The sequence below is a fragment of the Streptomyces sp. NPDC029152 genome (assembly GCF_055564355.1).
This window is the reverse complement of the sequence record NZ_JBVHWR010000003.1, coordinates 411,355-431,501: the sequence shown is the minus strand read 5'-3', so window position 1 is coordinate 431,501 and position 20,147 is coordinate 411,355. Positions and strand designations below refer to the sequence as shown.

Here is a 20,147-nt window from a genome sequence, read left to right as displayed (position 1 = left end):
GTCCCTCCGAGGGGTTGCCCAAACCCCCCCCCTTTTCCCCTCTGTTCAGGGTGGGGGAAACGCCAAGGTTGTCGGTACCCGAACAAAAGAGGCGGCGCGGCCCTTCCCCCCCCCGCTTCTGTCTGCATAGGGTGCGGTCATGGAAGATCTTGAAATACGGCGCATCGCCGAGGACGACATCCCCGCGGTCGTCGCGATGCTCGCCGACGACCCGCTGGGCGCCCAGCGCGAGTCACCGGATGACCTGAGTCCCTACTTCGCCGCCTTCGCACGGCTCAGCGCCGACCCTCACCAGCACCTGGTCGTCGCCGTCCGCGAGGGCCGCGTCGTCGGCACGCTCCAGCTGACCGTCGTCCCCGGCCTCTCCCGGCGCGGTGCGACACGATCGATCATCGAAGGCGTGCGCATCCACGCCGACGAGCGGGGCGGCGGTCTGGGCACCCGGCTCATCGAGTGGGCCGTCGCCGAGTCGCGCCGGCAGGGATGCCGCCTGGTCCAACTCACCTCCGACAAGACCCGCGTGGACGCCCACCGCTTCTACGAACGCCTCGGTTTCTCCGCCTCCCACACGGGCTTCAAGCTCGAGCTCTGACGGAGCGCACCCGGGATCCGTGCGCTGTTTCACGTGAAACAGCGCACGCCCCGGCCGTCGGCGACGCCTAGCCGATGCCGCGCCACCCCTCCGGGTCCACCCCTCCCGGCACAAAGGCCCCTTCGTCGTAGGGCCGGCGTGTGAAGACGAACGACCCGAGGTCCAGATGGCTCACGGTCCCGTCCGGGCGCCGCACGGCCCGCAGCAGTTCACCGGCGTAGTAACCCTCCAGCCCCGTCCAGGTGCCGTCGCCGTTCGCCCGGAACCGCGAGCGGCGTCCCTGGCCCGACAGCGGCTCCAGCGAGACCCCTCCCCCGGGTGTCAGTCGCAGCGCGAAGGCATGGGTCCCCCAGTACCACTGCCCGGTCAGCTCCAGCACGGCGGCGTCGACGTCCGGCAGCGGCCGCCACGGCTCCGGGATCCGGGGCTCGGCCTCGGCGACGATCCGTACGAGGTCGGCGCCCACCCCGGCCGTCAGCGGCCCTGAGGTGCAGTTGGTCAGGACGACCGCCGCCACGTCGTCCTCGACGCCGATGGTGAGGTTGGCCAGAAACCCCGGCAGGGAGCCGGAGTGGCCCACGAGCAGCCGTCCGTCCCGGTACTGGATCTGCAGGCCCAGCCCGTACGTCACACCGTCGGCCACATCCGTGGCCTCGGCCGGCGCCGCGGGTGTCCGCATCTCCCGCACCGTCTCGGCGCTCAGCACCTTGTCGTCGCCCTTCAGCAGGAAGGCGGCGAACCGTGCCAGGTCTGCGGTGGTGGACCAGAGCTGCCCGGCCGGGGCCATCCGCCCGAGGTCCTCGACAGGCTCCGCCAGCATCACGTCGGCCCACGGGTGCACCGCCCAGCCTCCGGCATGGGGCGCCCGCGGACGCGTGGTCGTACGGTCCAGGCCCAGCGGCTCCAGCACCTCCCGCCGCAGCACGTCCTCCCACGGCGCGTCACGCAGTCGCTCGACCAGCGCGCCGAGCAGGGCGTAGCCGGGGTTCGAGTAGTGGTGCCGACGGCCCACCGGATGCACAAGGGGCCGTTCACCCAGCACGTCGGCCAGTTCGGGTCGCAGCGAGCCGGGAGTCCGTTCCCACCACGGCCCGGGAGACTCGGCGGCCAGCCCCCCGGTGTGGGCGAGGAGTCCGGCGATCGTGGCCTCCCCCGCTCCCGTGCCCGGCAGGTGCTTCTCCAGCCGGTCCCCGAGGTCGAGCATGCCCTCGTCGCGCAGCCGCAGGACGAGAACGGCGGTGAAGGTCTTGGTGATCGAGCCGATCCGGTACTGCACGTTCTCGTCCGGTCCGTGCCCGTCCACCGACGTCCGCGCCCCGTGCCACACGGTCCGTCCGTCCCGCACCACCGCGGCGACGAGCGACGGCGTGCGCCCCTCGGTCTGGGCGACGGCGATCCTGTGCAGCAGCGCCCGACGGGTGGCGGGAAGCAGCTCTTCCTGAGGTGTCGTCATGCCCTCAGTCCATCGGTCCGTACACCGCGCGTCGAACTGTTTTCCCTGACCGGCCGCAGGGTCACGCATCGCGCGACGTGCCGGTCCCGGCCGACGGGCGATACCGGTCCGGCTTCGGGCCCGCGTCACCCGGCGATGCGGGCCTCGATGCCGTCGAGCAGGAAGTCGAGGCCCGTCCGGAAGGTGCGGTCGGCGTCCAGGTGGGCGGCGTCGCGCACCACGGTGGCCAGCGCGGGGAACCGGCCGGTGGCGAAGGTCCGCTCCAGATAGGGCCCGAGTGAGGCCTGCCAGCGCTTCTCGTCCATCCCGGTGGTCCGCTCCGCACGTCGCTCGGCGATCTCCCGGCGCACCGCGCCGATCACGTACGCGTTGACCGCGGCGACCACCGGCATGACGACGTCCACGTCGACGCCGTCCAGTGCGGCCACCACGGTCTCCCCACCGGCCAGCGCGTGCGGCCCGAGCTGAGGCCGGCCGCCCAGGAGGTCGGCGAGCCATTCGTGCTCGTGAACGGCGTGCCGCGTGGCTTCGGCAAGCGACCGGAGCACCTCACGCCAGCCGTCGCCGACCGGCCGGATCTCGGCGTGGACGGCGTCGACCATCAGGTCGAGCAGCTCCTGCTTGCCGGTGATGTAGCTGTAGAGCCGCATCGGCCCGACACCCAGCGCGGCGGCGACCTTGCGCAGCGACACCGCGTCCAGGCCGTCCGCGTCGGCGAGCCGGATCGCCGCCCGCACGATCCGCTCCCGGCTCAACGGGGCCGGCACGGGGCGATTCGGCGGCTCCGGCCTCTCCCACACCAACATGCCGCTCACCCTACACAGCATCGTTCGATACGCTGTATCAGCCTGTACGGTGTATCGAAGGGGGAGCCATCATGAGCATCGCCATCGTCGGAGCGGGCCTCGGCGGCCTGGCCCTCGCCCGCGTGCTGTACGTGAACGGCATCGACGCGGTCGTGTACGAGCGGGAACCGTCACGCGCCTCGCGCGGGCAGGGCGGCATGCTCGATATCCACACCGGACAGCGGGCGCTGCGCGAAGCCGGCCTGATCGACCGGTTCTTCGCGATCGCCCGTGGTGAGGGCCAGGACATGCGTCTTCTCGAGCCGGACGGCACCCTGCTGTTCCAGGAGGACACGCCCGACGACGCCCCGCTCGACCGGCCCGAGGTCGACCGCGCCGATCTGCGCGACCTGCTGCTGGATTCCCTCCCCGACGACGCGGTGCGCTGGGGGCACGCGTTCATGTCCGCGGCCGACGGCGTGCTGCGCTTCGCCGACGGCAGCAGTGCGGCGTACGGCCTGCTGGTCGGCGCCGACGGCGCGAACTCCCGGGTCCGCGCGCTGCTCACCGACGCCCGCCCGGCGCACATCGGCCAGAACGTCGTCGAGCTCGGCATTCCCGACGTCGACCGCACCCGCCCCGACCTCGCGGCGATGCTCGGGCGCGGCAACTACTGGGTGCTCGGCAACGGCACATCCCTGGCGGCGCAGCGCAACGGCGACGGCCGCGTACGCATCGGCATCAGCTTCTACAACACCGCCGAGGACTGGTTCGCCACCAGCGGGATCCCGTTCGACGACCCCGCCGCCGCCCGGAAGCGGCTGATCGACCTGCTCCCCGGCTGGCACCCACGGTTCACCGCACTGATCGACGCCTGCGACGACACGATCGTGCCGCGGTCGATCACCGCTCTCCCGGTCGGCCTGACCTGGCCTTCGACGCCGGACGTCACCCTGCTCGGCGACGCCGCGCACCTGATGCCGCCGGTGGGACAGGGCGCCAACGCGGCACTGCTCGACGGCGCACTGCTCGGCCTCGCGCTCGCCGCGCACCCGGGCGACTTCCCCGCCGCCGTCGGCGCATACGAACGTGAGATGTTCGAACGCACCAGCGCCGCCGCCCGGATGTCCGCGGACATGCAGGAGCTGCTGACATCGCCGGACGCCGCCCAGAGGATGCTCGCCTTCTTCCAGTCCGGCTGAACGCGGCGCCGAGCCCGCCCTCCCGGACCGGAAGGTCAGGTCTGCGCCATGTCCACGAACCGCGAGTAGTGGCCCTGGAAGGCGACCGTGATGGTCGCCGTCGGGCCGTTTCGGTGCTTGGCCACGATCAGGTCGGCCTCGCCCGCGCGCGGCGACTCCTTCTCGTAGGCGTCCTCACGGTGCAGCAGGATCACCATGTCGGCGTCCTGCTCGATGGAGCCGGACTCACGCAGGTCGGACACCATCGGCTTCTTGTCGGTGCGCTGCTCGGGACCACGGTTCAGCTGGGAGAGCGCGATGACGGGGATCTCCAGCTCCTTGGCCAGGAGCTTGAGGTTGCGGGACATGTCCGAGACCTCCTGCTGGCGGCTCTCGGCACGCTTGGACCCGCCGGACTGCATCAGCTGGAGGTAGTCGATGACCACCAGCTTGAGATCGTTGCGCTGCTTGAGCCGACGGCACTTGGCGCGGATCTCCATCATCGACAGGTTCGGGGAGTCGTCGATGTAGAGCGGCGCGGCCGAGACGTCCGGCATCCGGCGGGCCAGACGCGTCCAGTCGTCGTCCGTCATCGTGCCCGACCGCATGTGGTGCAGCGCGACGCGGGCCTCGGCGGACAGCAGACGCATCGCGATCTCGTTGCGTCCCATTTCGAGCGAGAAGATGACGCTCGGCAGATTGTTCTTGATCGAGGCTGCCCGCGCGAAGTCCAGCGCGAGCGTCGACTTTCCCATGGCGGGACGCGCGGCGATGACGATCATCTGGCCCGGGTGCAGGCCGTTGGTGAGCGAGTCGAAGTCGGTGAACCCGGTGGGCACGCCGGTCATCTCGCCGCTGCGCGACCCGATCGCCTCGATCTCGTCGAGCGCGCCCTCCATGATGTCGCCGAGCGGCAGGTAGTCCTCGCTGGTGCGCTGCTCGGTGACGGCGTAGATCTCGGCCTGGGCACGGTTGACGATCTCGTCCACGTCGTCGTCGGCCGCGTATCCCATCTGCGTGATCCGGGTGCCGGCCTCCACCAGGCGGCGCAGGACGGCACGCTCGTGCACGATCTCCGCGTAGTAGGCGGCGTTCGCGGCCGTGGGCACGGTCTGGACGAGCGTGTGCAGGTACGAGGCACCGCCGACCTTGTTGATCTCACCGCGCTTGGTGAGCTCGGCGGCGATCGTGATGGGGTCGGCCGGCTCACCCTTGGCGTAGATGTCGAGGATCGCCTGGTAGATCGTCTCGTGGGCCGGCTTGTAGAAGTCGTGGCCCTTGAGGATCTCGACGACATCCGCGATGGCGTCCTTGGACAGCAGCATGCCGCCGAGAACGGACTGCTCGGCCTCCAGGTCCTGCGGCGGTACCCGCTCGAACGCGGACGGTCCGGCGCCGTCCCACGCGCCGCTGTCCCGGCCGCGCTCGTGCTGGTCGTCGCGGCTTTTGACGCTGCCGCCGTGACGGCGGGAAGCGGGCAGACGATCGCTGGGGCCGCTGTCGGCCCACGGGTCGTCCAAGGGCTCGGAAATGCTCACCGAGCCACCTCCTCCCGTCCGCCGCGCGGACCTCGCCGTGCTCCACATTCCTACGCCACGGCACTGACAAATAAGACGCCCGACTCCGGTTCTGACGCGTCGGGTTCGTGGTGGTCCACAGGCCGTCGGGCGGAGCAGGCGCCGGACCACCGTAGGCCCGCGGGCACCGACAGCCAATCTGGTTATCCACAGGCCATGTGGACGACTGGCCAGATGCTGTGGACAACTCCTCGAAAGCTGTGCACGACCCGGTGGACAGCCCTGTGAACAAGCCCTCTCCACAGCCATGAGCACCCACGTGACCTGCGGTTTCACCATCCACGGGCTGTGCAGAAGAAAAACTTTCCCCATCGGATCAAGATCACTTCGAACCGTACACAAGAGCACACCGGACGCGAGGGCGAGTAAGGGTTTCAGACGCATTGCATCCCTTACCTGTGGACGATTAGATTGGTGCTCATGACACAGGCCCCCGCGCGCCCCCGCGCCGTCCGGCGCCGGCACGACCGAGAGATCGTCGCGCTGGCCGTCCCCGCCTTCGGCGCGCTCGTCGCCGAGCCCCTCTTCGTCATGGCCGACAGCGCCATCGTCGGCCACCTCGGTACGGCACAACTCGCCGGACTCGGCATCGCCTCGGCCCTGCTGACCACAGCCGTCAGCGTCTTCGTCTTCCTCGCCTACGCCACCACGGCGGCCGTCGCCCGGCGCGTCGGGGCAGGCGATCTGCAGTCCGCCATCCGGCAGGGCATGGACGGCATCTGGCTGGCACTGCTGCTCGGCGCCGCCGTCATAGCCGTCGTCCTGCCCACGGCCCCGTCACTGGTGGACCTCTTCGGCGCCTCCGACACCGCCGCCCCGTACGCCGTCACCTATCTGCGGATCTCCTCGCTCGGCATCCCGGCCATGCTCGTCGTGCTCGCCTCGACGGGTGTCCTGCGGGGCCTGCAGGACACCCGGACCCCGCTCTACGTGGCCGTCGCGGGATTCGTCGCCAACGGCATGCTCAATGTCGGACTCGTCTACGGCGCCGGCCTCGGCATCGCGGGCTCCGCCTGGGGAACCGTCGTCGCCCAGCTCGGCATGGCCGCGGTGTACCTCGGGGTAGTCGTCCGCGGGGCGCGCAGACACGGCGCGTCCCTGCGCCCGGACGCCGCCGGTATCAGGGCCTCCGCACAGGCCGGGGTGCCGCTGCTCGTACGCACCCTCTCCCTGCGGGCGATCCTCATGATCGCCACGGCCGTGGCGGCTCGCCTCGGGGACGCCGACATCGCGGCCCACCAGATCATCCTGTCCTTGTGGAGCCTGCTCGCCTTCGCCCTCGACGCGATCGCCATCGCCGGACAGGCCATCATCGGGCGCTACCTGGGGGCCGGTGACACTCGGGGCGCCCGGGACGCCTGTCGCAGGATGGTCGAGTGGGGCATCGCGGTCGGAGTGCTCCTGGGCCTGCTCGTGGTGCTGACCCGGCCGGTGTTCCTGCCCCTGTTCACCGGTGACTCCTCCGTCAAGGACACCGCACTGCCCGCTCTGGTGATCGTGGCCCTCTCCCAGCCGATCTGCGGCGTGGTCTTCGTCCTGGACGGCGTTCTGATGGGCGCGGGAGACGGCCCGTACCTCGCCTGGGCGATGCTGCTCACCCTGGCGGTCTTCACTCCCGCCGCGCTTCTCGTCCCGACGCTCGGCGGTGGGCTCACCGCACTGTGGGGGGCCATGACGTTGATGATGACGATGCGCATGCTGACGCTGTGGTGGCGTACGCGCTCGGGCCGCTGGATCGTCACCGGCGCGACACGCTGACCGTTCCAGGCGGAACGCGCTGTTTCACGTGGAACACCGGCCGGCCTCGACCAGCCCGATGCTTCGCCCGTCATGACAACGGGGCCGCACCCCCGACCGGGGAGTGCGGCCCCATCTCATCGCTTCGGCGAGAGCCAGGCTCAGGCGGAAACAACCTCGATGTTGACCGTGGCGGCAACCTCGGGGTGCAGACGCACGGACGTCTCGTGGGCGCCCAGGGTCTTGATCGGCGAGCCCAGCTCGATGCGGCGCTTGTCGACCTCGGGGCCACCGGCAGCCTTGATCGCCGAGGCGACGTCGGCCGGGGTGACGGAACCGAAGAGACGACCGGCGTCGCCGGAGCGGACGGCCAGACGGACCTTCACACCCTCGAGCTGGGCCTTCACCTGGTTGGCCTGCTCGATGGTCTGGATCTCGTGGATCTTGCGAGCACGACGGATCTGCTCGACGTCCTTCTCGCCACCCTTGGTCCAGCGGATAGCGAACTTCCGCGGGATCAGGTAGTTGCGAGCGTAGCCGTCCTTGACGTCGACGACGTCGCCCGCAGCGCCGAGGCCGGAGACCTCGTGGGTGAGGATGATCTTCATGAGTCGGTCACCCTTCCCTTATCGCGCGGTGGACGTGTAGGGCAGCAGCGCCATCTCACGGCTGTTCTTGACGGCCGTGGCGACGTCACGCTGGTGCTGCGTGCAGTTGCCGGTCACGCGGCGGGCACGGATCTTGCCGCGGTCGGAAATGAACTTCCGCAGCATGTTCGTGTCCTTGTAGTCCACGTACGTGACCTTGTCCTTGCAGAATGCGCAGACCTTCTTCTTCGGCTTGCGCACAGGCGGCTTAGCCATGATGTTTCTCCTGTGTGATCAAGAAGTGTGGGTGGAGCCCGCCTAGAAGGGGGGCTCGTCCGAGTAGCCGCCGCCGCTGCCGGAGCCACCGCCCCAGCCACCGCCGCCGCCCTGGTTTCCACCGGCGGGAGCGCCCGTGGCCCACGGGTCGTCGGCGGGAGCGCCGCCGCCCTGCTGGCCGCCGCCGGGGCCGCCGCCCCAGCCGCCGCCGCCCTGGCCGCCACCGCCGCCGTAACCGCCCTGGCCGCCGCGGCCCTGGCCCGAGGTCTTGGTGACCTTGGCCGTGGCGCTGCGCAGGCTGGCACCGACCTCGTCGACGTCCAGCTCGTAGACCGTGCGCTTGACGCCCTCACGGTCCTCGTAGGACCGCTGCTTCAGCCGGCCCTGCACGATGACGCGCATGCCTCGCTGGAGCGACTCGGCGACGTTCTCCGCCGCCTGACGCCAGACCGAGCAGGTCAGGAAGAGGCTCTCGCCGTCCTTCCACTCGTTCGTCTGGCGGTCGAAGGTGCGGGGGGTCGACGCGACACGGAACTTCGCGACGGCCGCACCGGACGGGGTGAAGCGCAGCTCGGGGTCGTCGACAAGATTGCCGACGACCGTGATGACGGTCTCGCCTGCCATGGGGGAACCTCTCGGCGGGTTTGCTGCTGGCTGCTTGTGCTGCTACTCGAATCCCGGGATTCAGCTGAGCGGGAGCGCTCAGTGCATCTCGGGACGGAGGACCTTGGTCCGGAGGACCGACTCGTTCAGGTTCATCTGGCGGTCGAGCTCCTTGACGACCGCAGGCTCGGCCTGCAGGTCGATGACCGAGTAGATGCCCTCGGGCTTCTTCTTGATCTCGTACGAGAGACGACGACGGCCCCAGGTGTCGACCTTCTCGACCTTTCCGCCGCCGTCACGGACGACAGAGAGGAAGTTCTCGATCAGCGGGGAGACAGCGCGCTCCTCGAGATCGGGGTCGAGGATGACCATCACCTCGTAGTGACGCATGTGGAACCCACCTCCTTTGGACTCAGCGGCCACGGTCGTTCCGTGGCAGGAGGGTTGCGATGCGTTGTGCACCGGCATCAGCGAGTAAAGCAGGACCCACTGACAATCGGGCCTCCGAGGAGGGACCCGGCCGGGCCGACAGCAGACACCAGTGCAGAAGGTACAGAGTACCCGGCCGTCGGCTTGCGGTTGAAATCCGTCCGCGAGGGGACGCAATCTGTACACAACGGACGTGCAGGGCGAAGACAGACTGCCTTCGGCTGGAGGTTCTCCATGGCACAGATCATGCGACCCGCCAAACCCAGGACCGGCCTGCTGGCCACCGACGGCAAACCGCACCCGCTCCAGGACACGCTGATGGCCGCGACCCTGGTGCTCGGAGTGCTCTCCCTCGTGACCGCGGGCTTCCCAGGACTTCACCTCCTGACGTCCTGGGCCGGGCTGGCCGGTGTCCTGCTCGGTGGATACGGCCAGTTCATCTCCGAGACGACGCGACAGCGCTTCGGCCTGGTGCTGGGTATCGGAGCCTCCGCGATCGGCCTCTACTTCGGCATGGCCCACGGCGGGCTGTTCGGCACCTTCGGCGGTTTCGTCGGCGGCTGACCCGCGGACCGCGCCGGCCCTCGGGGCGGCGCGGTCCCCCGTACGCCGGACGGGGCGCTCACAGGGCGCAGTAGGCTTCGCGCGAGAGCCGGAGCCCCTGAACCCATGGGGACACACCAGCCCGAGGAGCGCCCCGAATGAGCCTGACCCTGAGGTCCATCAGCCGCGAGCAGCATCTGGCATTCATCCAGAGCCTGCCGGCGGCGAGTCACATGCAGGTGCCGGCATGGGCGGACGTCAAGGCCGAATGGCGCTCGGAGAACCTCGGGTGGTTCGACGACCGGACCGGTCACCTGGTCGGTGTGGGCCTCGTGCTGTACCGGCAGCTGCCCAAGATCAAGCGTTACCTCGCCTACCTCCCCGAGGGTCCGGTCATCAACTGGTTCGCGCCGAATCTCCAGGACTGGATCGAGCCCATGCTGGCGCACCTGAAGCAGCAGGGCGCCTTCTCGGTGAAGATGGGCCCGCCGGTGATCATCCGGCGCTGGGACGCCGCATCGATCAAGAAGGGCATCCAGGACCCCGACGTCAAGCGGCTGCGCGACATAGAGGCCGACCACATCGAGCCGCGCGCCTTCGAGGTGGCCGACAAGCTGCGTCGCATGGGCTGGCAGCAGGGCGAGGACGGCGGTGCCGGCTTCGGTGACGTACAGCCCCGCTACGTCTTCCAGGTGCCGCTGGCCAACCGGTCCCTGGAAGAGGTCCACAAGAACTTCAACCAGCTGTGGCGCCGCAACATCAAGAAGGCCGAGAAGGCCGGCGTCGAGGTCGTCCAGGGCGGCTACCACGACCTCGAGGAGTGGCAGCGCCTGTACGAGATCACCGCCGTGCGCGACCGCTTCCGGCCGCGGCCGCTGTCGTACTTCCAGCGCATGTGGGCGGCCCTCAACAACGAGGACCCCAACCGTATGCGCCTGTACTTCGCCCGGCACAACGGGGTGAACCTGTCGGCGGCGACGATGCTGGTCGTCGGCGGGCACGTCTGGTACTCCTACGGCGCCTCCGACAACATCGGCCGCGAGGTTCGGCCCTCGAACGCGATGCAGTGGGCGATGCTGCGCGACGCCTACGCTCTCGGGGCCACCGTCTACGACCTGCGCGGCATCTCCGACTCCCTGGACGAGAACGACCACCTCTTCGGCCTGATCCAGTTCAAGGTCGGCACGGGCGGGCAGGCGGCCGAGTACCTCGGGGAGTGGGACTTCCCACTGAACAAACTGCTGCACAAGGCGCTCGACATCTACATGTCGCGCCGCTGACCCACGCCCCCCGCTCCAGTAGCGTCGGGGGAGGCTTCCCCGGCTCCGACGATTTTCCTCACCACTGACACACCGCAGCCACGAGAAAGGTTCCAGGTCCGGCCATGGCGCTCACGCTCTACGTCGACACCGCGCGCTGGCGGGCGCACCACAAGCACGTGCAGGAGCAGTTCCCCGGGCTGGTCCCGGTCTGCAAGGGCAACGGCTACGGCTTCGGACACGAGCGGCTGGCGGAGGAGGCCACGCGCCTGGGTTCCGACATCCTCGCCGTGGGCACGACCTACGAGGCCGCCCGGATCAAGGACTTCTTCGGCGGAGACCTGCTGGTGCTGACGCCGTACCGGCGCGGCGAGGAACCGGTGCCGCTGCCCGACCGCGTCGTACGTTCCGTGTCCTCCATCGACGGCGTGTACGGCCTGGTGGGCGCGCGGGTGGTCATCGAGGTGATGTCCTCGATGAAGCGGCACGGCATCGGCGAGCAGGACCTGCCACAGCTGCACGCCGCCATAGAGAACGTCCGGCTGGAAGGCTTCGCCATCCACCTGCCGCTGGACCGCGCCGACGGCTCGGACGCCGTCGAGGAGGTCATCGGGTGGATGGACCGGCTGCGTGCGGCCCGACTGCCGCTGCACACGATGTTCGTCAGTCACCTCAAGGCCGACGAACTCGCCCGTCTCCAGCAGCAGTTCCCGCAGACCCGGTTCCGCGCGCGCATCGGGACGCGGCTGTGGCTGGGGGACCACGAGGCCACCGAGTACCGCGGCGCCGTGCTGGACGTCACCCGTGTGGCCAAGGGGGAGCGCTTCGGCTACCGGCAGCAGAAGGCGGCCTCCGACGGTTTCCTGGTGGTCGTGGCGGGCGGTACGTCCCACGGCGTGGGTCTGGAGGCGCCGAAGGCGCTGCACGGTGTCATGCCGCGCGCCAAGGGCGTCGCCCGGGCGGGTCTGGCCACGGTCAACCGGAACCTGTCGCCGTTCGTCTGGGGCGGCAAGCAGCGCTGGTTCGCGGAACCTCCGCACATGCAGGTGTCGATCCTGTTCGTGCCCTCCGACGCCCCGGAGCCGAAGGTCGGTGACGAACTGGTGGCACATCTTCGGCACACCACCACGCAGTTCGACCGCATCGTCGACCGCTGAGGTCCGAGCCCGCGGCGAGAGCCCGGGACCGGCGAAAGGGCCGTACACGGGAAACCGTGTACGGCCCTTTCCGCGGTCCGGCGTCCGGAGGGCTGTCGGCGCTGCGCCCACCGGTGCCGTTTCGCTCAGAGCGAACCGCCGGGCTGCCGACCGGCGCCCCATTCCACCCGGGGTCCTTCGACGCGGGCCGTGTGGTGCGCGGGACGAGCGGCGGGACCGAGGACGAAGACGTCTTCGGCGCCGTCGAGCACACCGCCCGAAGGGTCGTCGTCGCCGGTCCGCCGGACCGGGTCACGGTCCGGCATGAGGATGTCGCGGACGACCATGCCGCACAGGTACAGCGTGCCCAGCAGGTGGACGCCGATGACCCAGTGATAGCCGTCCGTCGGCAGGCCCTTGTGGGCGTCTCCGCTGGTGGTGTAGGCGAGGTACATCCAGATGCCCAGGAAGTAGGCCACCTCGCACACTTGCCAGATCAGGAAGTCCCGCCATTTCGGCCGGGCCAGCGCGGCCAGCGGCACCAGCCAGAGGACGTACTGCGGCGAGTAGACCTTGTTGGTGAGGATGAACGCCGCGACGACGAGGAAGGCGAGCTGGACGAATCGCGGACGTCGCGGGGCGGTCAGCACGAGCGCCGCGATGGCACCGCAGCACAGCAGCAGCAGGAGCATCGCGAGCGTGTTGACGGTCTCGGTGCTGGGCGGGGCGTCGGAGTTCTGGACGATGATCAGCCAGAAGGACCCGAAGTCGACGCCGCGTTCCTGGCTGAACGTGTAGAACTTCGACCAGCCGTCGAAGGCGAAGAGCATCACCGGCAGGTTCACCACGAGCCAGGCGCCGGCCGCGCCTCCCAGGGCCTTGCCGAACTCCCGCCATTTGCCCGCACGCCAGCACAGCACGAGCAGCGGGCCGAGGATGAGGAAGGGGTAGAGCTTGGCGGCCGTGGCCAGCCCCAGCAGCACACCGAAGGCGAGCGCACGCCCCCGTGACCACATCAGGATCGCCGCGGCCGTCAGGGCGACCGCCAACAGGTCCCAGTTGACGGTCGCGGTCAGCGCGAAGGCCGGCGCCAGCGCGACCAGCAGGCCGTCCCAGGGGCGTCGGGGGTGCACGCGGGTGACGCAGACGGCGATGACGACCGCGCACACCATGAGCATCCCGGCGTTGACCATCCAGTACCACTGCTCCTGGTCCTGGATCGTGCCGCTTCCCGGGGTGAGCCAGGACGCCACCTCCATGAACACACCCGTCAGCACCGGATACTCGAGGTACTCCATGTCGCCGGGAAGCTTGTCGAAGTAGGGCACGAGCCCGTCGACGAACCCACGGCCCTGGTAGAGATGCGGGATGTCCGAGTAGCAGGCGTGCGTGTACTGGGAGCTGGCGCCGAAGAACCACGCCCCGTTGTAACAGGGGGCCTTCTGGACCAGGCCGAGTGCGAACACGCCGATCGCCACGAGCGTGATCACCCGCACCGGGGTCCACCAGGAGGTCCCGAGCAGGGCACGGTGGCCGAGGGGGCCGCCGATCAGCTCGCTGCCTGCCGCCGCGACCGCGTCCTCCCTGGTCGGCGGTACCCGCTCCGGTTCGTGCACGCGCGCTGGCGTCGATTCTGCACTGGGCATGGGGCACATCCTGCCGTACGCGTCTGGGAATACGACGGGGCCGCCGCGCCCTGACGGGTGCGGCGGCCCCTGTTTCACGTGAAACAAGCGGGTGTTTCACGTGAAACACGCACTCCGGGCATGTGGGTGCCTACCCGCTCGAACCCAAGATGGTGCCCCCTGGTCCGTTGCCGTTGCCGTTGCCGTTGCCGGGGCCCTCGCTGTCGCCCTCCGTCGCACTGTCCGAGGGCGAGGGCGACGGACTGCCGCCACCGCCGGCGGTGTCATTGCCGCCGCTCTCGTTGCCGTTGTTGTCCCCGTTCTTGCATTCCCAGTCGAACACACCGCAGGTCTCGGTCGGGGTGGGCGACGGACTGGTCGAGGTCTGGCTGGGCGACGGGCTCGGCGACGGGCTCGACTCCTCCGTCCGGGAAGGCGTGGGCGTCGGGCTCGGCGGCGGGGTGTCGTTGAGGACCTCTCCGATAGGTTCCGGGGTCGGGAACTTCTTCGCCGGCTCGCCCTTCAGGGCCTGCTCCATGTAGTCGTGCCAGATCTCCGACGGGAACGACGCACCGTGGATCTTGTCCTGGTTGCCCGTGCCGTACATCTCCAGGAACGTACGGTTCTTGATGGACTCGTCGTCCGGGTAGCGGAACATGCTGATCGCGGTCGACAGCTGCGGGGTGTACCCGACGAACCAGGCGGACTTGTTTCCGTCCGTGGTACCGGTCTTGCCCGCCACCTCGCGGCCCGGCAGCTGGGCGTTGGAACCCGTGCCCTCCTCGACGACGGTCTTCAGGACGTCCGTGACGTTGTCCGCGACCTTCGCGGTGAACGCCTGGTCGGGTTCCTGGTTCTTGTGCGTGTGGATCGTCTCGCCCTCGCGCACCACCTTCGTGACGGAGAAGGGGTCACGCTGCTTGCCGCTGGCCGCGAAGGTGGCGTAGGAGCTCGCCATGCGGATCGCGCTGGGATCCGAGACGCCGATGGAGAACGACGGGTAGTTGGTGCCCGCCAGGCTGTTCTCCAGGAGGCCGGCGTCGACCGCGGCCTCCTTCACCTTGTCCAGACCGACGTCCATGCCGAGCTGCACATAGGCGGAGTTCACCGACTCCCGCATGGCCTCACGCAGGTCGATCTTGTAGTCCGGCGGATCGCCGACCGAGTCCTTGCCGTCGTTCTCCTGCCGCCACTGCTCGCCCTCCTCGTTCGTCCAGATCGACCCGTCGTAGTTCTTGATCTTGAGGTCGTTCTGGCCGCTGTAGAGGCTCTTCGGGGAGACCACGGTGCGCGCGTCCTGCGGCTGGTCCTCGGGGCCGTCGGGATCGCGCACGCCCCACTTCATCGCCGCCGCGAGCACGAACGGCTTGAACGTCGAACCGACCTGGGCCCCGGTCACGTCGGCGTTATTGGTGAAGTGCTTGGTCGCGTCGGCGCCGCCGTAGATGGCTTCGATGGCTCCCGTCCCAGGGTTCACGGAAGCCCCGCCGAACTGGACGTGGGTGTCGGTCTTGGGACGTTCCTCGGGCTTGATGTTCGCCTTGTAGACCTTCGTGACCGCGGTTTCGAGCTCCTGGACCTTCTTCTTGTCGAAGGTCGTGTGGATCTCGTACCCCCCTTGGTCCAGCTGGTCCTGTGTCGCGATGCCGTCCTTGATCAGGGACGCCTTGGCGAGATCGACGAGGTAGCCGATCTGGCCGCCCAGCTGGGTGTTCGACCGCGGGTTCTGCACCGTGGGGAGCTCGGTGTACTTGGCCCGCTCCGCCTGGTCCAGGTGCTTGTACTCGACCATCTTGTCGAGCGTGTCCTGCATCTGCCGGAGCGCACGCCTCTTGTTCTCCGCCGGGGTGGCGGCCGGGTCGATCGACGTGGCACCCGCGGGGTCGTAGTAGGTGGCGCCCTTGAGGACGGCCGAGAGGAGGGCGCACTCGCCCGGGTTGAGGTTCTCGGCGTCCTTGTTGAAGTACGCCCGCGCCGCCGCCTGGATGCCGTAGGCCCCGCGGCCGTAGTACGCGGAGTTCAGGTAACCCTCGAGGATCACGTCCTTGTCGACCTCGGCACCCACCTTGACCGAGACGAGGATCTCCTTGACCTTGCGGGAGATCGTCTGGGACTGGTCCTCCAGCATCGCGTTCTTGACGTACTGCTGGGTGATGGTCGAGCCGCCCTGCGTCTCGCCGCCCCGGGCCATGTTGAACACGGCGCGGGCGATGCCCTTGGGGTCGATGCCGCTGTCGGAGTAGAACGTCTTGTTCTCCTGGGAGATGACGGCGTTCTGCATCGCCTTGGGGATCTGGGGAAGCTTGATCACCTGACGGTTGCGCTCGCCACCCGTGGCGACCATCACCTCGCCGTCGGACCAGTAGTACACGTTGTTCTGGGCGGTCGCCGTCTTGGCGAGGTCGGGGATGCCGACCATGGCGTACGCGATGCCGGCGGCGGCCACCAGGCCGCCGAAGAAAGCGATGCAAAGGCCCGAGACGAGCTTCCAGGAGGGCATCCAGCGCTGCCATCCGTCCCGGTCACGCCGCGGGTAGTCGATCAGCCGCTTCTTGCCGGAGGCCACCGCCCGGTCCCGCCCGGGACCGCTCGCGGCGCCACCTGCCCGCCGGCCGCCGCGGGCCGGCTCGGCCGTCCTGCGGCGACCGCCTCCACTCCGTTGTGCCGCGCGCCGGGCCTCGGCACGGCCCCCGTGGGGGCGTTCCTCGTCCTCCGGACCGTACGAGCCGGACGGAGACCCTGTGGCGCCTCGCGGTGCCGCACGGCGGCCGGAGGACGAGCCGGACTGACCGCGTCGGGCCGCGGCACGTCCGCCTCCCTGCGGCTGCGGCGGTTTGCGACGGTGCTCGCTCATCGAACGACTACTCCTCGGGCAGGCGCACCTTTGCGCGCCTGGAAAAGGCGGCTGGTTTCCGGTCCCCCCGAAGTACGGATGCGGCCCCTACCGCATTCACCCGTACGGCACCGGGGACGAGGACGCTCCCACGCGTCACTCGGTTCCCGGCAGTCTGCATGGCGCACAGACTACGCACCGCCGAAACCCCCGAGTCCCGAAGTTCACCTCAAATCAGGCAACTTGCTCACGAGGAATCGTCGATGTGATCCCGTTCACCAGTGCGCCCCTTGTCGCACGAGGAAGGTCGTTCTATCGTCTTGATGTATCGAGCCGATACATCAGCGCGGCATAAGGACGAGAGGAGGCGACGATGAGCCGACGTTCCGGCATCCTCGAGTTCGCCGTACTCGGCCTGCTCCGCGAATCCCCGATGCACGGCTACGAGCTGCGCAAGCGGCTCAACACGTCACTCGGTGTGTTCCGTGCGTTCAGCTACGGGACGCTGTATCCCTGCCTCAAGACGCTGGTCGCCAACGGCTGGTTGATCGAGGAGCCGGGGAACGTCGGCGAGGCCGCCGCCTCCCTCACCGGGCGTCGCGCCAAGATCGTCTACCGGTTGACGGCCGACGGTAAGGACCACTTCGAGCAGCTCCTCTCACAGACCGGACCCGACGCGTACGAGGACGAGACCTTCGCCGCTCGCTTCGCGTTCTTCGGGCAGACGTCGCGTGACGTGCGCATGCGCGTGCTCGAGGGCCGACGCAGCCGGCTGGAGGAGCGCCTGGAGAAGATGCGGGCCTCCCTGGCCCGCACCCGGGAACGCCTCGACGACTACACGCTTGAGCTCCAGCGCCACGGAATGGAGTCCGTGGAGCGCGAAGTGCGCTGGCTGAACGAGCTCATCGAGAGCGAGCGGGCGGGGCGGGACCTGCGGGGTTCCGCCGCCGAGGGGACCGCTCGACAGGACACGACATCTGGAACGACGGGCGGCCTGCCCCGGTCCGGGGACGAGCCCCGGCCGGATACGCCCGGCGACACCGCCACGTGAGCGCCCAGTCAGGGCCTCACTCGTACACACAGGGAGCAACCGGAATGGGTTCGGTTCGCGTAGCCATCGTCGGTGTGGGCAACTGCGCCGCATCGCTGGTGCAGGGCGTCGAGTACTACAAGGACGCCGATCCGGCGGCCAAGGTCCCGGGCCTGATGCACGTCCAGTTCGGCGACTACCACGTCCGTGACATCGAGTTCGTCGCCGCCTTCGACGTGGACGCCAAGAAGGTCGGCCTCGACCTCGCGGACGCCATCGGCGCCTCCGAGAACAACACCATCAAGATCTGCGACGTGCCGAACAGCGGCGTCCAGGTCCAGCGCGGCCACACCCTCGACGGACTCGGCAAGTACTACCGCGAGACCATCGAGGAGTCCGCCGAGGCCCCGGTCGACGTCGTCCAGGTCCTCAAGGACAAGCAGGTCGACGTCCTCGTCTGCTACCTGCCCGTCGGCTCCGAGGACGCGGCGAAGTACTACGCCCAGTGCGCCATCGACGCCAAGGTCGCCTTCGTCAACGCCCTCCCGGTCTTCATCGCCGGTACCAAGGAGTGGGCGGACAAGTTCACCGAAGCCGGTGTCCCGATCGTCGGTGACGACATCAAGTCGCAGGTCGGCGCCACCATCACGCACCGTGTCATGGCGAAGCTGTTCGAGGACCGGGGTGTCATCCTGGACCGCACGATGCAGCTGAACGTCGGCGGCAACATGGACTTCAAGAACATGCTCGAGCGCGACCGCCTCGAGTCCAAGAAGATCTCCAAGACGCAGGCCGTCACCTCCCAGATCCCCGACCGGGACCTCGGCGAGAAGAACGTCCACATCGGCCCGTCCGACTACGTGGCCTGGCTGGACGACCGCAAGTGGGCCTACGTCCGCCTCGAGGGCCGTGCGTTCGGCGACGTCCCGCTGAACCTGGAGTACAAGCTCGAGGTCTGGGACTCCCCGAACTCGGCCGGTGTCATCATCGACGCCCTGCGCGCCGCGAAGATCGCCAAGGACCGCGGCATCGGCGGCCCGATCCTGTCGGCGTCGAGCTACTTCATGAAGTCCCCGCCGGTCCAGTACTTCGACGACGAGGCCCGCGAGAACGTCGAGAAGTTCATCAAGGGCGAGGTCGAGCGCTGAGCACGCCCGACTGAAGTCCGCTGAAGGTCCCTGGGTCGCATGATCCGGGGACCTTCGCGTATGTGAGGCTGTGCCCCATGGCCGTCGTCCGTGACCTGCGCGTCCTGCTGCGTCTGAAGGGGTTCCGGCGCCTGCTCGCCGTACGTCTGCTCTCCCAGGGAGCCGACGGCGTCTACCAGATCGCACTCGCCACCTACGTGGTCTTCTCGCCGGAGAAGCAGGCCTCGGCCGCCGCGATCGCCTCCGCGATGGCGGTCCTGTTGCTCCCGTACTCGCTGGTGGGCCCCTTCGCCGGCGTCCTGCTGGACCGCTGGCGCCGCCGCCAGGTCTTCCTGTACGGCAATCTGCTGCGCGCCCTGCTCGCCTCGGTGACCGCGGTGCTGATGGTCGCCTCCGTCCCGGACTGGCTCTTCTACGTCTCCGCCCTGTGCGTCACCGCCGTCAACCGCTTCGTCCTCGCGGGACTGTCCGCCGCGCTGCCGCGCGTGGTCGACGCGGAGCGCCTGGTGATCGCGAACTCCGTCTCGCCGACGGCGGGCACCCTGGCGGCGACGGCCGGTGGCGGTCTGGCCTTCGCCGTGCGCCTCGTGGTCGCGGACTCCGACGCCGCCGTGGTGCTGCTCGGGGCGGTCCTGTACCTGTGCGGCGCACTGGTGTCGCTGCGCATGGCGGTGGAGTCGCTGGGGCCCGACCGCGCACCGGCCCGGCCGCGTCTGGCGTCGTCGCTCGCGGACACGGCCCGGGAACTGGTGGCCGGAGTACGCCATCTCCTCGCGCCGGACCGCCGGAGCGCCGCCTGGTCGCTCGCCGCCATGACGCTGATGCGCTTCTGCTACGGCGCCCTGCTCGTCCTCCTGCTGATGCTGTGCCGGTACGCCCTGACGTCGGACGCGGACAAGGGGCTCGCGCTGCTGGGGCTGGCCCTGGGTGTCTCCGGCGCCGGCTTCTTCGCCGCGGCGGTGATCACACCCTGGGCGGCCGGGCGCTTCGGTCCCGGCCGCTGGATGGCTCTGTGCGCGGGCGCCGCCGCGGTGCTGGTCCCTGCCCTCGGACTGCCGTTCGCCGCCGTGCCCCTGCTCGCCGCGGCGTTCGTCCTGGGGGTGACGACGCAGAGTTCGAAGATCGCGACCGACACGATCGTGCAGTCGTCGGTCGACGACGCCTTCCGTGGCCGGATCTTCTCCGTTTACGACGTGCTCTTCAACGTGGCCTTCGTCGCCGCCGCAGCGGTGGCCGCGCTGATGCTGCCGCCGGACGGCCGGTCGGTGCCACTGGTCCTCACCGTCGCCACCGCCTACGGAGCAGTTGCAGTCACTATGGCCCGTTTTGGCAGCCAGTAAGTGTCACATCAGT

General features: G+C 69.2%; 18 protein-coding genes. 9 read left to right on the top strand and 9 right to left on the bottom strand.

What is annotated here, in order from left to right; all coding sequences use genetic code 11:
• Nucleotides 1-139 precede the first annotated feature (139 nt).
• Nucleotides 140-592 carry a GNAT family N-acetyltransferase gene (locus ACZ4V6_RS08625; protein WP_467824003.1) on the top strand — a complete coding sequence of 151 codons (453 nt, stop codon included), beginning with the start codon at nucleotides 140-142 and terminating at the stop codon, nucleotides 590-592.
• A 67-nt stretch (nucleotides 593-659) separates the two neighbouring features.
• On the opposite strand, the gene ACZ4V6_RS08620 is transcribed toward ACZ4V6_RS08625, so the two are convergent.
• Complete coding sequence (locus tag ACZ4V6_RS08620) at nucleotides 660-2,045, bottom strand: serine hydrolase domain-containing protein (RefSeq protein ID WP_467824000.1); 1,386 nt, start codon at nucleotides 2,043-2,045, stop codon at nucleotides 660-662.
• 125 nt (nucleotides 2,046-2,170) lie between these two features.
• Nucleotides 2,171-2,851 carry a TetR/AcrR family transcriptional regulator gene (locus ACZ4V6_RS08615; protein ID WP_467824348.1) on the bottom strand — a complete coding sequence of 227 codons (681 nt, stop codon included), beginning with the start codon at nucleotides 2,849-2,851 and terminating at the stop codon, nucleotides 2,171-2,173.
• A 71-nt stretch (nucleotides 2,852-2,922) separates the two neighbouring features.
• Here ACZ4V6_RS08615 and ACZ4V6_RS08610 point away from each other — a divergent pair, with 71 nt between their 5' ends.
• On the top strand, nucleotides 2,923-4,032 hold the full coding sequence (locus ACZ4V6_RS08610) for an FAD-dependent oxidoreductase (RefSeq protein WP_467823998.1): 1,110 nt from the start codon (nucleotides 2,923-2,925) through the stop codon (nucleotides 4,030-4,032).
• A 35-nt stretch (nucleotides 4,033-4,067) separates the two neighbouring features.
• Here ACZ4V6_RS08610 and dnaB read toward each other — a convergent pair whose 3' ends face one another.
• Entirely contained in the window at nucleotides 4,068-5,549 is a 1,482-nt protein-coding gene (gene dnaB / locus ACZ4V6_RS08605; protein ID WP_467823995.1) for a replicative DNA helicase, read from the bottom strand.
• A gap of 459 nt (nucleotides 5,550-6,008) precedes the next feature.
• Between dnaB and ACZ4V6_RS08600 the strand changes: the two genes are divergently transcribed.
• A complete protein-coding gene (locus ACZ4V6_RS08600) occupies nucleotides 6,009-7,346 on the top strand; it encodes an MATE family efflux transporter (RefSeq protein ID WP_467823993.1) in 1,338 nt (445 codons plus the stop codon).
• 140 nt (nucleotides 7,347-7,486) lie between these two features.
• Here the strand turns inward: ACZ4V6_RS08600 and rplI are convergent, their stop codons facing one another.
• The 4 genes from rplI to rpsF all read right to left on the bottom strand — a co-directional run bounded on the left by rplI (nucleotide 7,487) and on the right by rpsF (nucleotide 9,181).
• Nucleotides 7,487-7,933, bottom strand: coding sequence for a 50S ribosomal protein L9 (gene rplI, locus ACZ4V6_RS08595; protein ID WP_077798157.1), 447 nt, complete (start codon nucleotides 7,931-7,933; stop codon nucleotides 7,487-7,489).
• 18 nt (nucleotides 7,934-7,951) lie between these two features.
• The gene (gene rpsR, locus ACZ4V6_RS08590) at nucleotides 7,952-8,188 is read right to left on the bottom strand and encodes a 30S ribosomal protein S18 (RefSeq protein ID WP_003949403.1); all 237 of its coding nucleotides are present in this window, start codon (nucleotides 8,186-8,188) and stop codon (nucleotides 7,952-7,954) included.
• Between the two features lie 42 nt (nucleotides 8,189-8,230).
• Nucleotides 8,231-8,812 (bottom strand): single-stranded DNA-binding protein, encoded by a 582-nt coding sequence (locus ACZ4V6_RS08585; protein ID WP_467823989.1) that lies wholly within the window; start codon nucleotides 8,810-8,812, stop codon nucleotides 8,231-8,233.
• A 78-nt stretch (nucleotides 8,813-8,890) separates the two neighbouring features.
• A complete protein-coding gene (gene rpsF, locus ACZ4V6_RS08580) occupies nucleotides 8,891-9,181 on the bottom strand; it encodes a 30S ribosomal protein S6 (RefSeq protein ID WP_077798159.1) in 291 nt (96 codons plus the stop codon).
• Between the two features lie 273 nt (nucleotides 9,182-9,454).
• On the opposite strand from rpsF, the gene ACZ4V6_RS08575 reads away from it, so the two are divergent.
• The 3 genes from ACZ4V6_RS08575 (at nucleotide 9,455) to ACZ4V6_RS08565 (ending at nucleotide 12,179) form a co-directional block, all read left to right on the top strand.
• A complete protein-coding gene (locus tag ACZ4V6_RS08575; protein ID WP_467823986.1) occupies nucleotides 9,455-9,784 on the top strand; it encodes a hypothetical protein in 330 nt (109 codons plus the stop codon).
• A gap of 137 nt (nucleotides 9,785-9,921) precedes the next feature.
• The gene (gene femX / locus ACZ4V6_RS08570) at nucleotides 9,922-11,043 is read left to right on the top strand and encodes a peptidoglycan bridge formation glycyltransferase FemX (protein WP_467823984.1); all 1,122 of its coding nucleotides are present in this window, start codon (nucleotides 9,922-9,924) and stop codon (nucleotides 11,041-11,043) included.
• Nucleotides 11,044-11,147: 104 nt separating this feature from the next.
• Nucleotides 11,148-12,179: an alanine racemase gene (locus ACZ4V6_RS08565; protein ID WP_077798162.1), complete on the top strand. Its 1,032-nt coding sequence runs from the start codon at nucleotides 11,148-11,150 to the stop codon at nucleotides 12,177-12,179.
• A 125-nt stretch (nucleotides 12,180-12,304) separates the two neighbouring features.
• On the opposite strand, the gene ACZ4V6_RS08560 is transcribed toward ACZ4V6_RS08565, so the two are convergent.
• Entirely contained in the window at nucleotides 12,305-13,813 is a 1,509-nt protein-coding gene (locus tag ACZ4V6_RS08560; RefSeq protein WP_467823981.1) for a glycosyltransferase family 87 protein, read from the bottom strand.
• Nucleotides 13,814-13,934: 121 nt separating this feature from the next.
• Entirely contained in the window at nucleotides 13,935-16,637 is a 2,703-nt protein-coding gene (locus tag ACZ4V6_RS08555) for a transglycosylase domain-containing protein (RefSeq protein ID WP_467823979.1), read from the bottom strand.
• Between the two features lie 352 nt (nucleotides 16,638-16,989).
• Here ACZ4V6_RS08555 and ACZ4V6_RS08550 point away from each other — a divergent pair, with 352 nt between their 5' ends.
• From ACZ4V6_RS08550 to ACZ4V6_RS08540, 3 genes are all read left to right on the top strand, one after another.
• A complete protein-coding gene (locus ACZ4V6_RS08550; protein ID WP_467823976.1) occupies nucleotides 16,990-17,667 on the top strand; it encodes a PadR family transcriptional regulator in 678 nt (225 codons plus the stop codon).
• Between the two features lie 44 nt (nucleotides 17,668-17,711).
• Entirely contained in the window at nucleotides 17,712-18,794 is a 1,083-nt protein-coding gene (locus tag ACZ4V6_RS08545) for an inositol-3-phosphate synthase (protein ID WP_467823973.1), read from the top strand.
• A 77-nt stretch (nucleotides 18,795-18,871) separates the two neighbouring features.
• The gene (locus ACZ4V6_RS08540) at nucleotides 18,872-20,134 is read left to right on the top strand and encodes an MFS transporter (RefSeq protein ID WP_467823970.1); all 1,263 of its coding nucleotides are present in this window, start codon (nucleotides 18,872-18,874) and stop codon (nucleotides 20,132-20,134) included.
• The last annotated feature ends 13 nt before the right edge of the window (nucleotides 20,135-20,147 follow it).

What these genes read in the sequence shown, in the direction of transcription:
- ACZ4V6_RS08625 (WP_467824003.1), top strand. Translation starts at nt 140, where the DNA reads ATGGAAGATCTTGAAATACGGCGCATCGCCGAGGACGACATCCCCGCG.
- ACZ4V6_RS08620 (WP_467824000.1), bottom strand. Translation starts at nt 2,045, where the DNA reads ATGACGACACCTCAGGAAGAGCTGCTTCCCGCCACCCGTCGGGCGCTG.
- ACZ4V6_RS08615 (WP_467824348.1), bottom strand. Translation starts at nt 2,851, where the DNA reads ATGTTGGTGTGGGAGAGGCCGGAGCCGCCGAATCGCCCCGTGCCGGCC.
- ACZ4V6_RS08610 (WP_467823998.1), top strand. Translation starts at nt 2,923, where the DNA reads ATGAGCATCGCCATCGTCGGAGCGGGCCTCGGCGGCCTGGCCCTCGCC.
- ACZ4V6_RS08600 (WP_467823993.1), top strand. Translation starts at nt 6,009, where the DNA reads ATGACACAGGCCCCCGCGCGCCCCCGCGCCGTCCGGCGCCGGCACGAC.
- rplI (WP_077798157.1), bottom strand. Translation starts at nt 7,933, where the DNA reads ATGAAGATCATCCTCACCCACGAGGTCTCCGGCCTCGGCGCTGCGGGC.
- rpsR (WP_003949403.1), bottom strand. Translation starts at nt 8,188, where the DNA reads ATGGCTAAGCCGCCTGTGCGCAAGCCGAAGAAGAAGGTCTGCGCATTC.
- ACZ4V6_RS08585 (WP_467823989.1), bottom strand. Translation starts at nt 8,812, where the DNA reads ATGGCAGGCGAGACCGTCATCACGGTCGTCGGCAATCTTGTCGACGAC.
- rpsF (WP_077798159.1), bottom strand. Translation starts at nt 9,181, where the DNA reads ATGCGTCACTACGAGGTGATGGTCATCCTCGACCCCGATCTCGAGGAG.
- ACZ4V6_RS08575 (WP_467823986.1), top strand. Translation starts at nt 9,455, where the DNA reads ATGGCACAGATCATGCGACCCGCCAAACCCAGGACCGGCCTGCTGGCC.
- femX (WP_467823984.1), top strand. Translation starts at nt 9,922, where the DNA reads ATGAGCCTGACCCTGAGGTCCATCAGCCGCGAGCAGCATCTGGCATTC.
- ACZ4V6_RS08565 (WP_077798162.1), top strand. Translation starts at nt 11,148, where the DNA reads ATGGCGCTCACGCTCTACGTCGACACCGCGCGCTGGCGGGCGCACCAC.
- ACZ4V6_RS08560 (WP_467823981.1), bottom strand. Translation starts at nt 13,813, where the DNA reads ATGTGCCCCATGCCCAGTGCAGAATCGACGCCAGCGCGCGTGCACGAA.
- ACZ4V6_RS08555 (WP_467823979.1), bottom strand. Translation starts at nt 16,637, where the DNA reads ATGAGCGAGCACCGTCGCAAACCGCCGCAGCCGCAGGGAGGCGGACGT.
- ACZ4V6_RS08550 (WP_467823976.1), top strand. Translation starts at nt 16,990, where the DNA reads ATGAGCCGACGTTCCGGCATCCTCGAGTTCGCCGTACTCGGCCTGCTC.
- ACZ4V6_RS08545 (WP_467823973.1), top strand. Translation starts at nt 17,712, where the DNA reads ATGGGTTCGGTTCGCGTAGCCATCGTCGGTGTGGGCAACTGCGCCGCA.
- ACZ4V6_RS08540 (WP_467823970.1), top strand. Translation starts at nt 18,872, where the DNA reads ATGGCCGTCGTCCGTGACCTGCGCGTCCTGCTGCGTCTGAAGGGGTTC.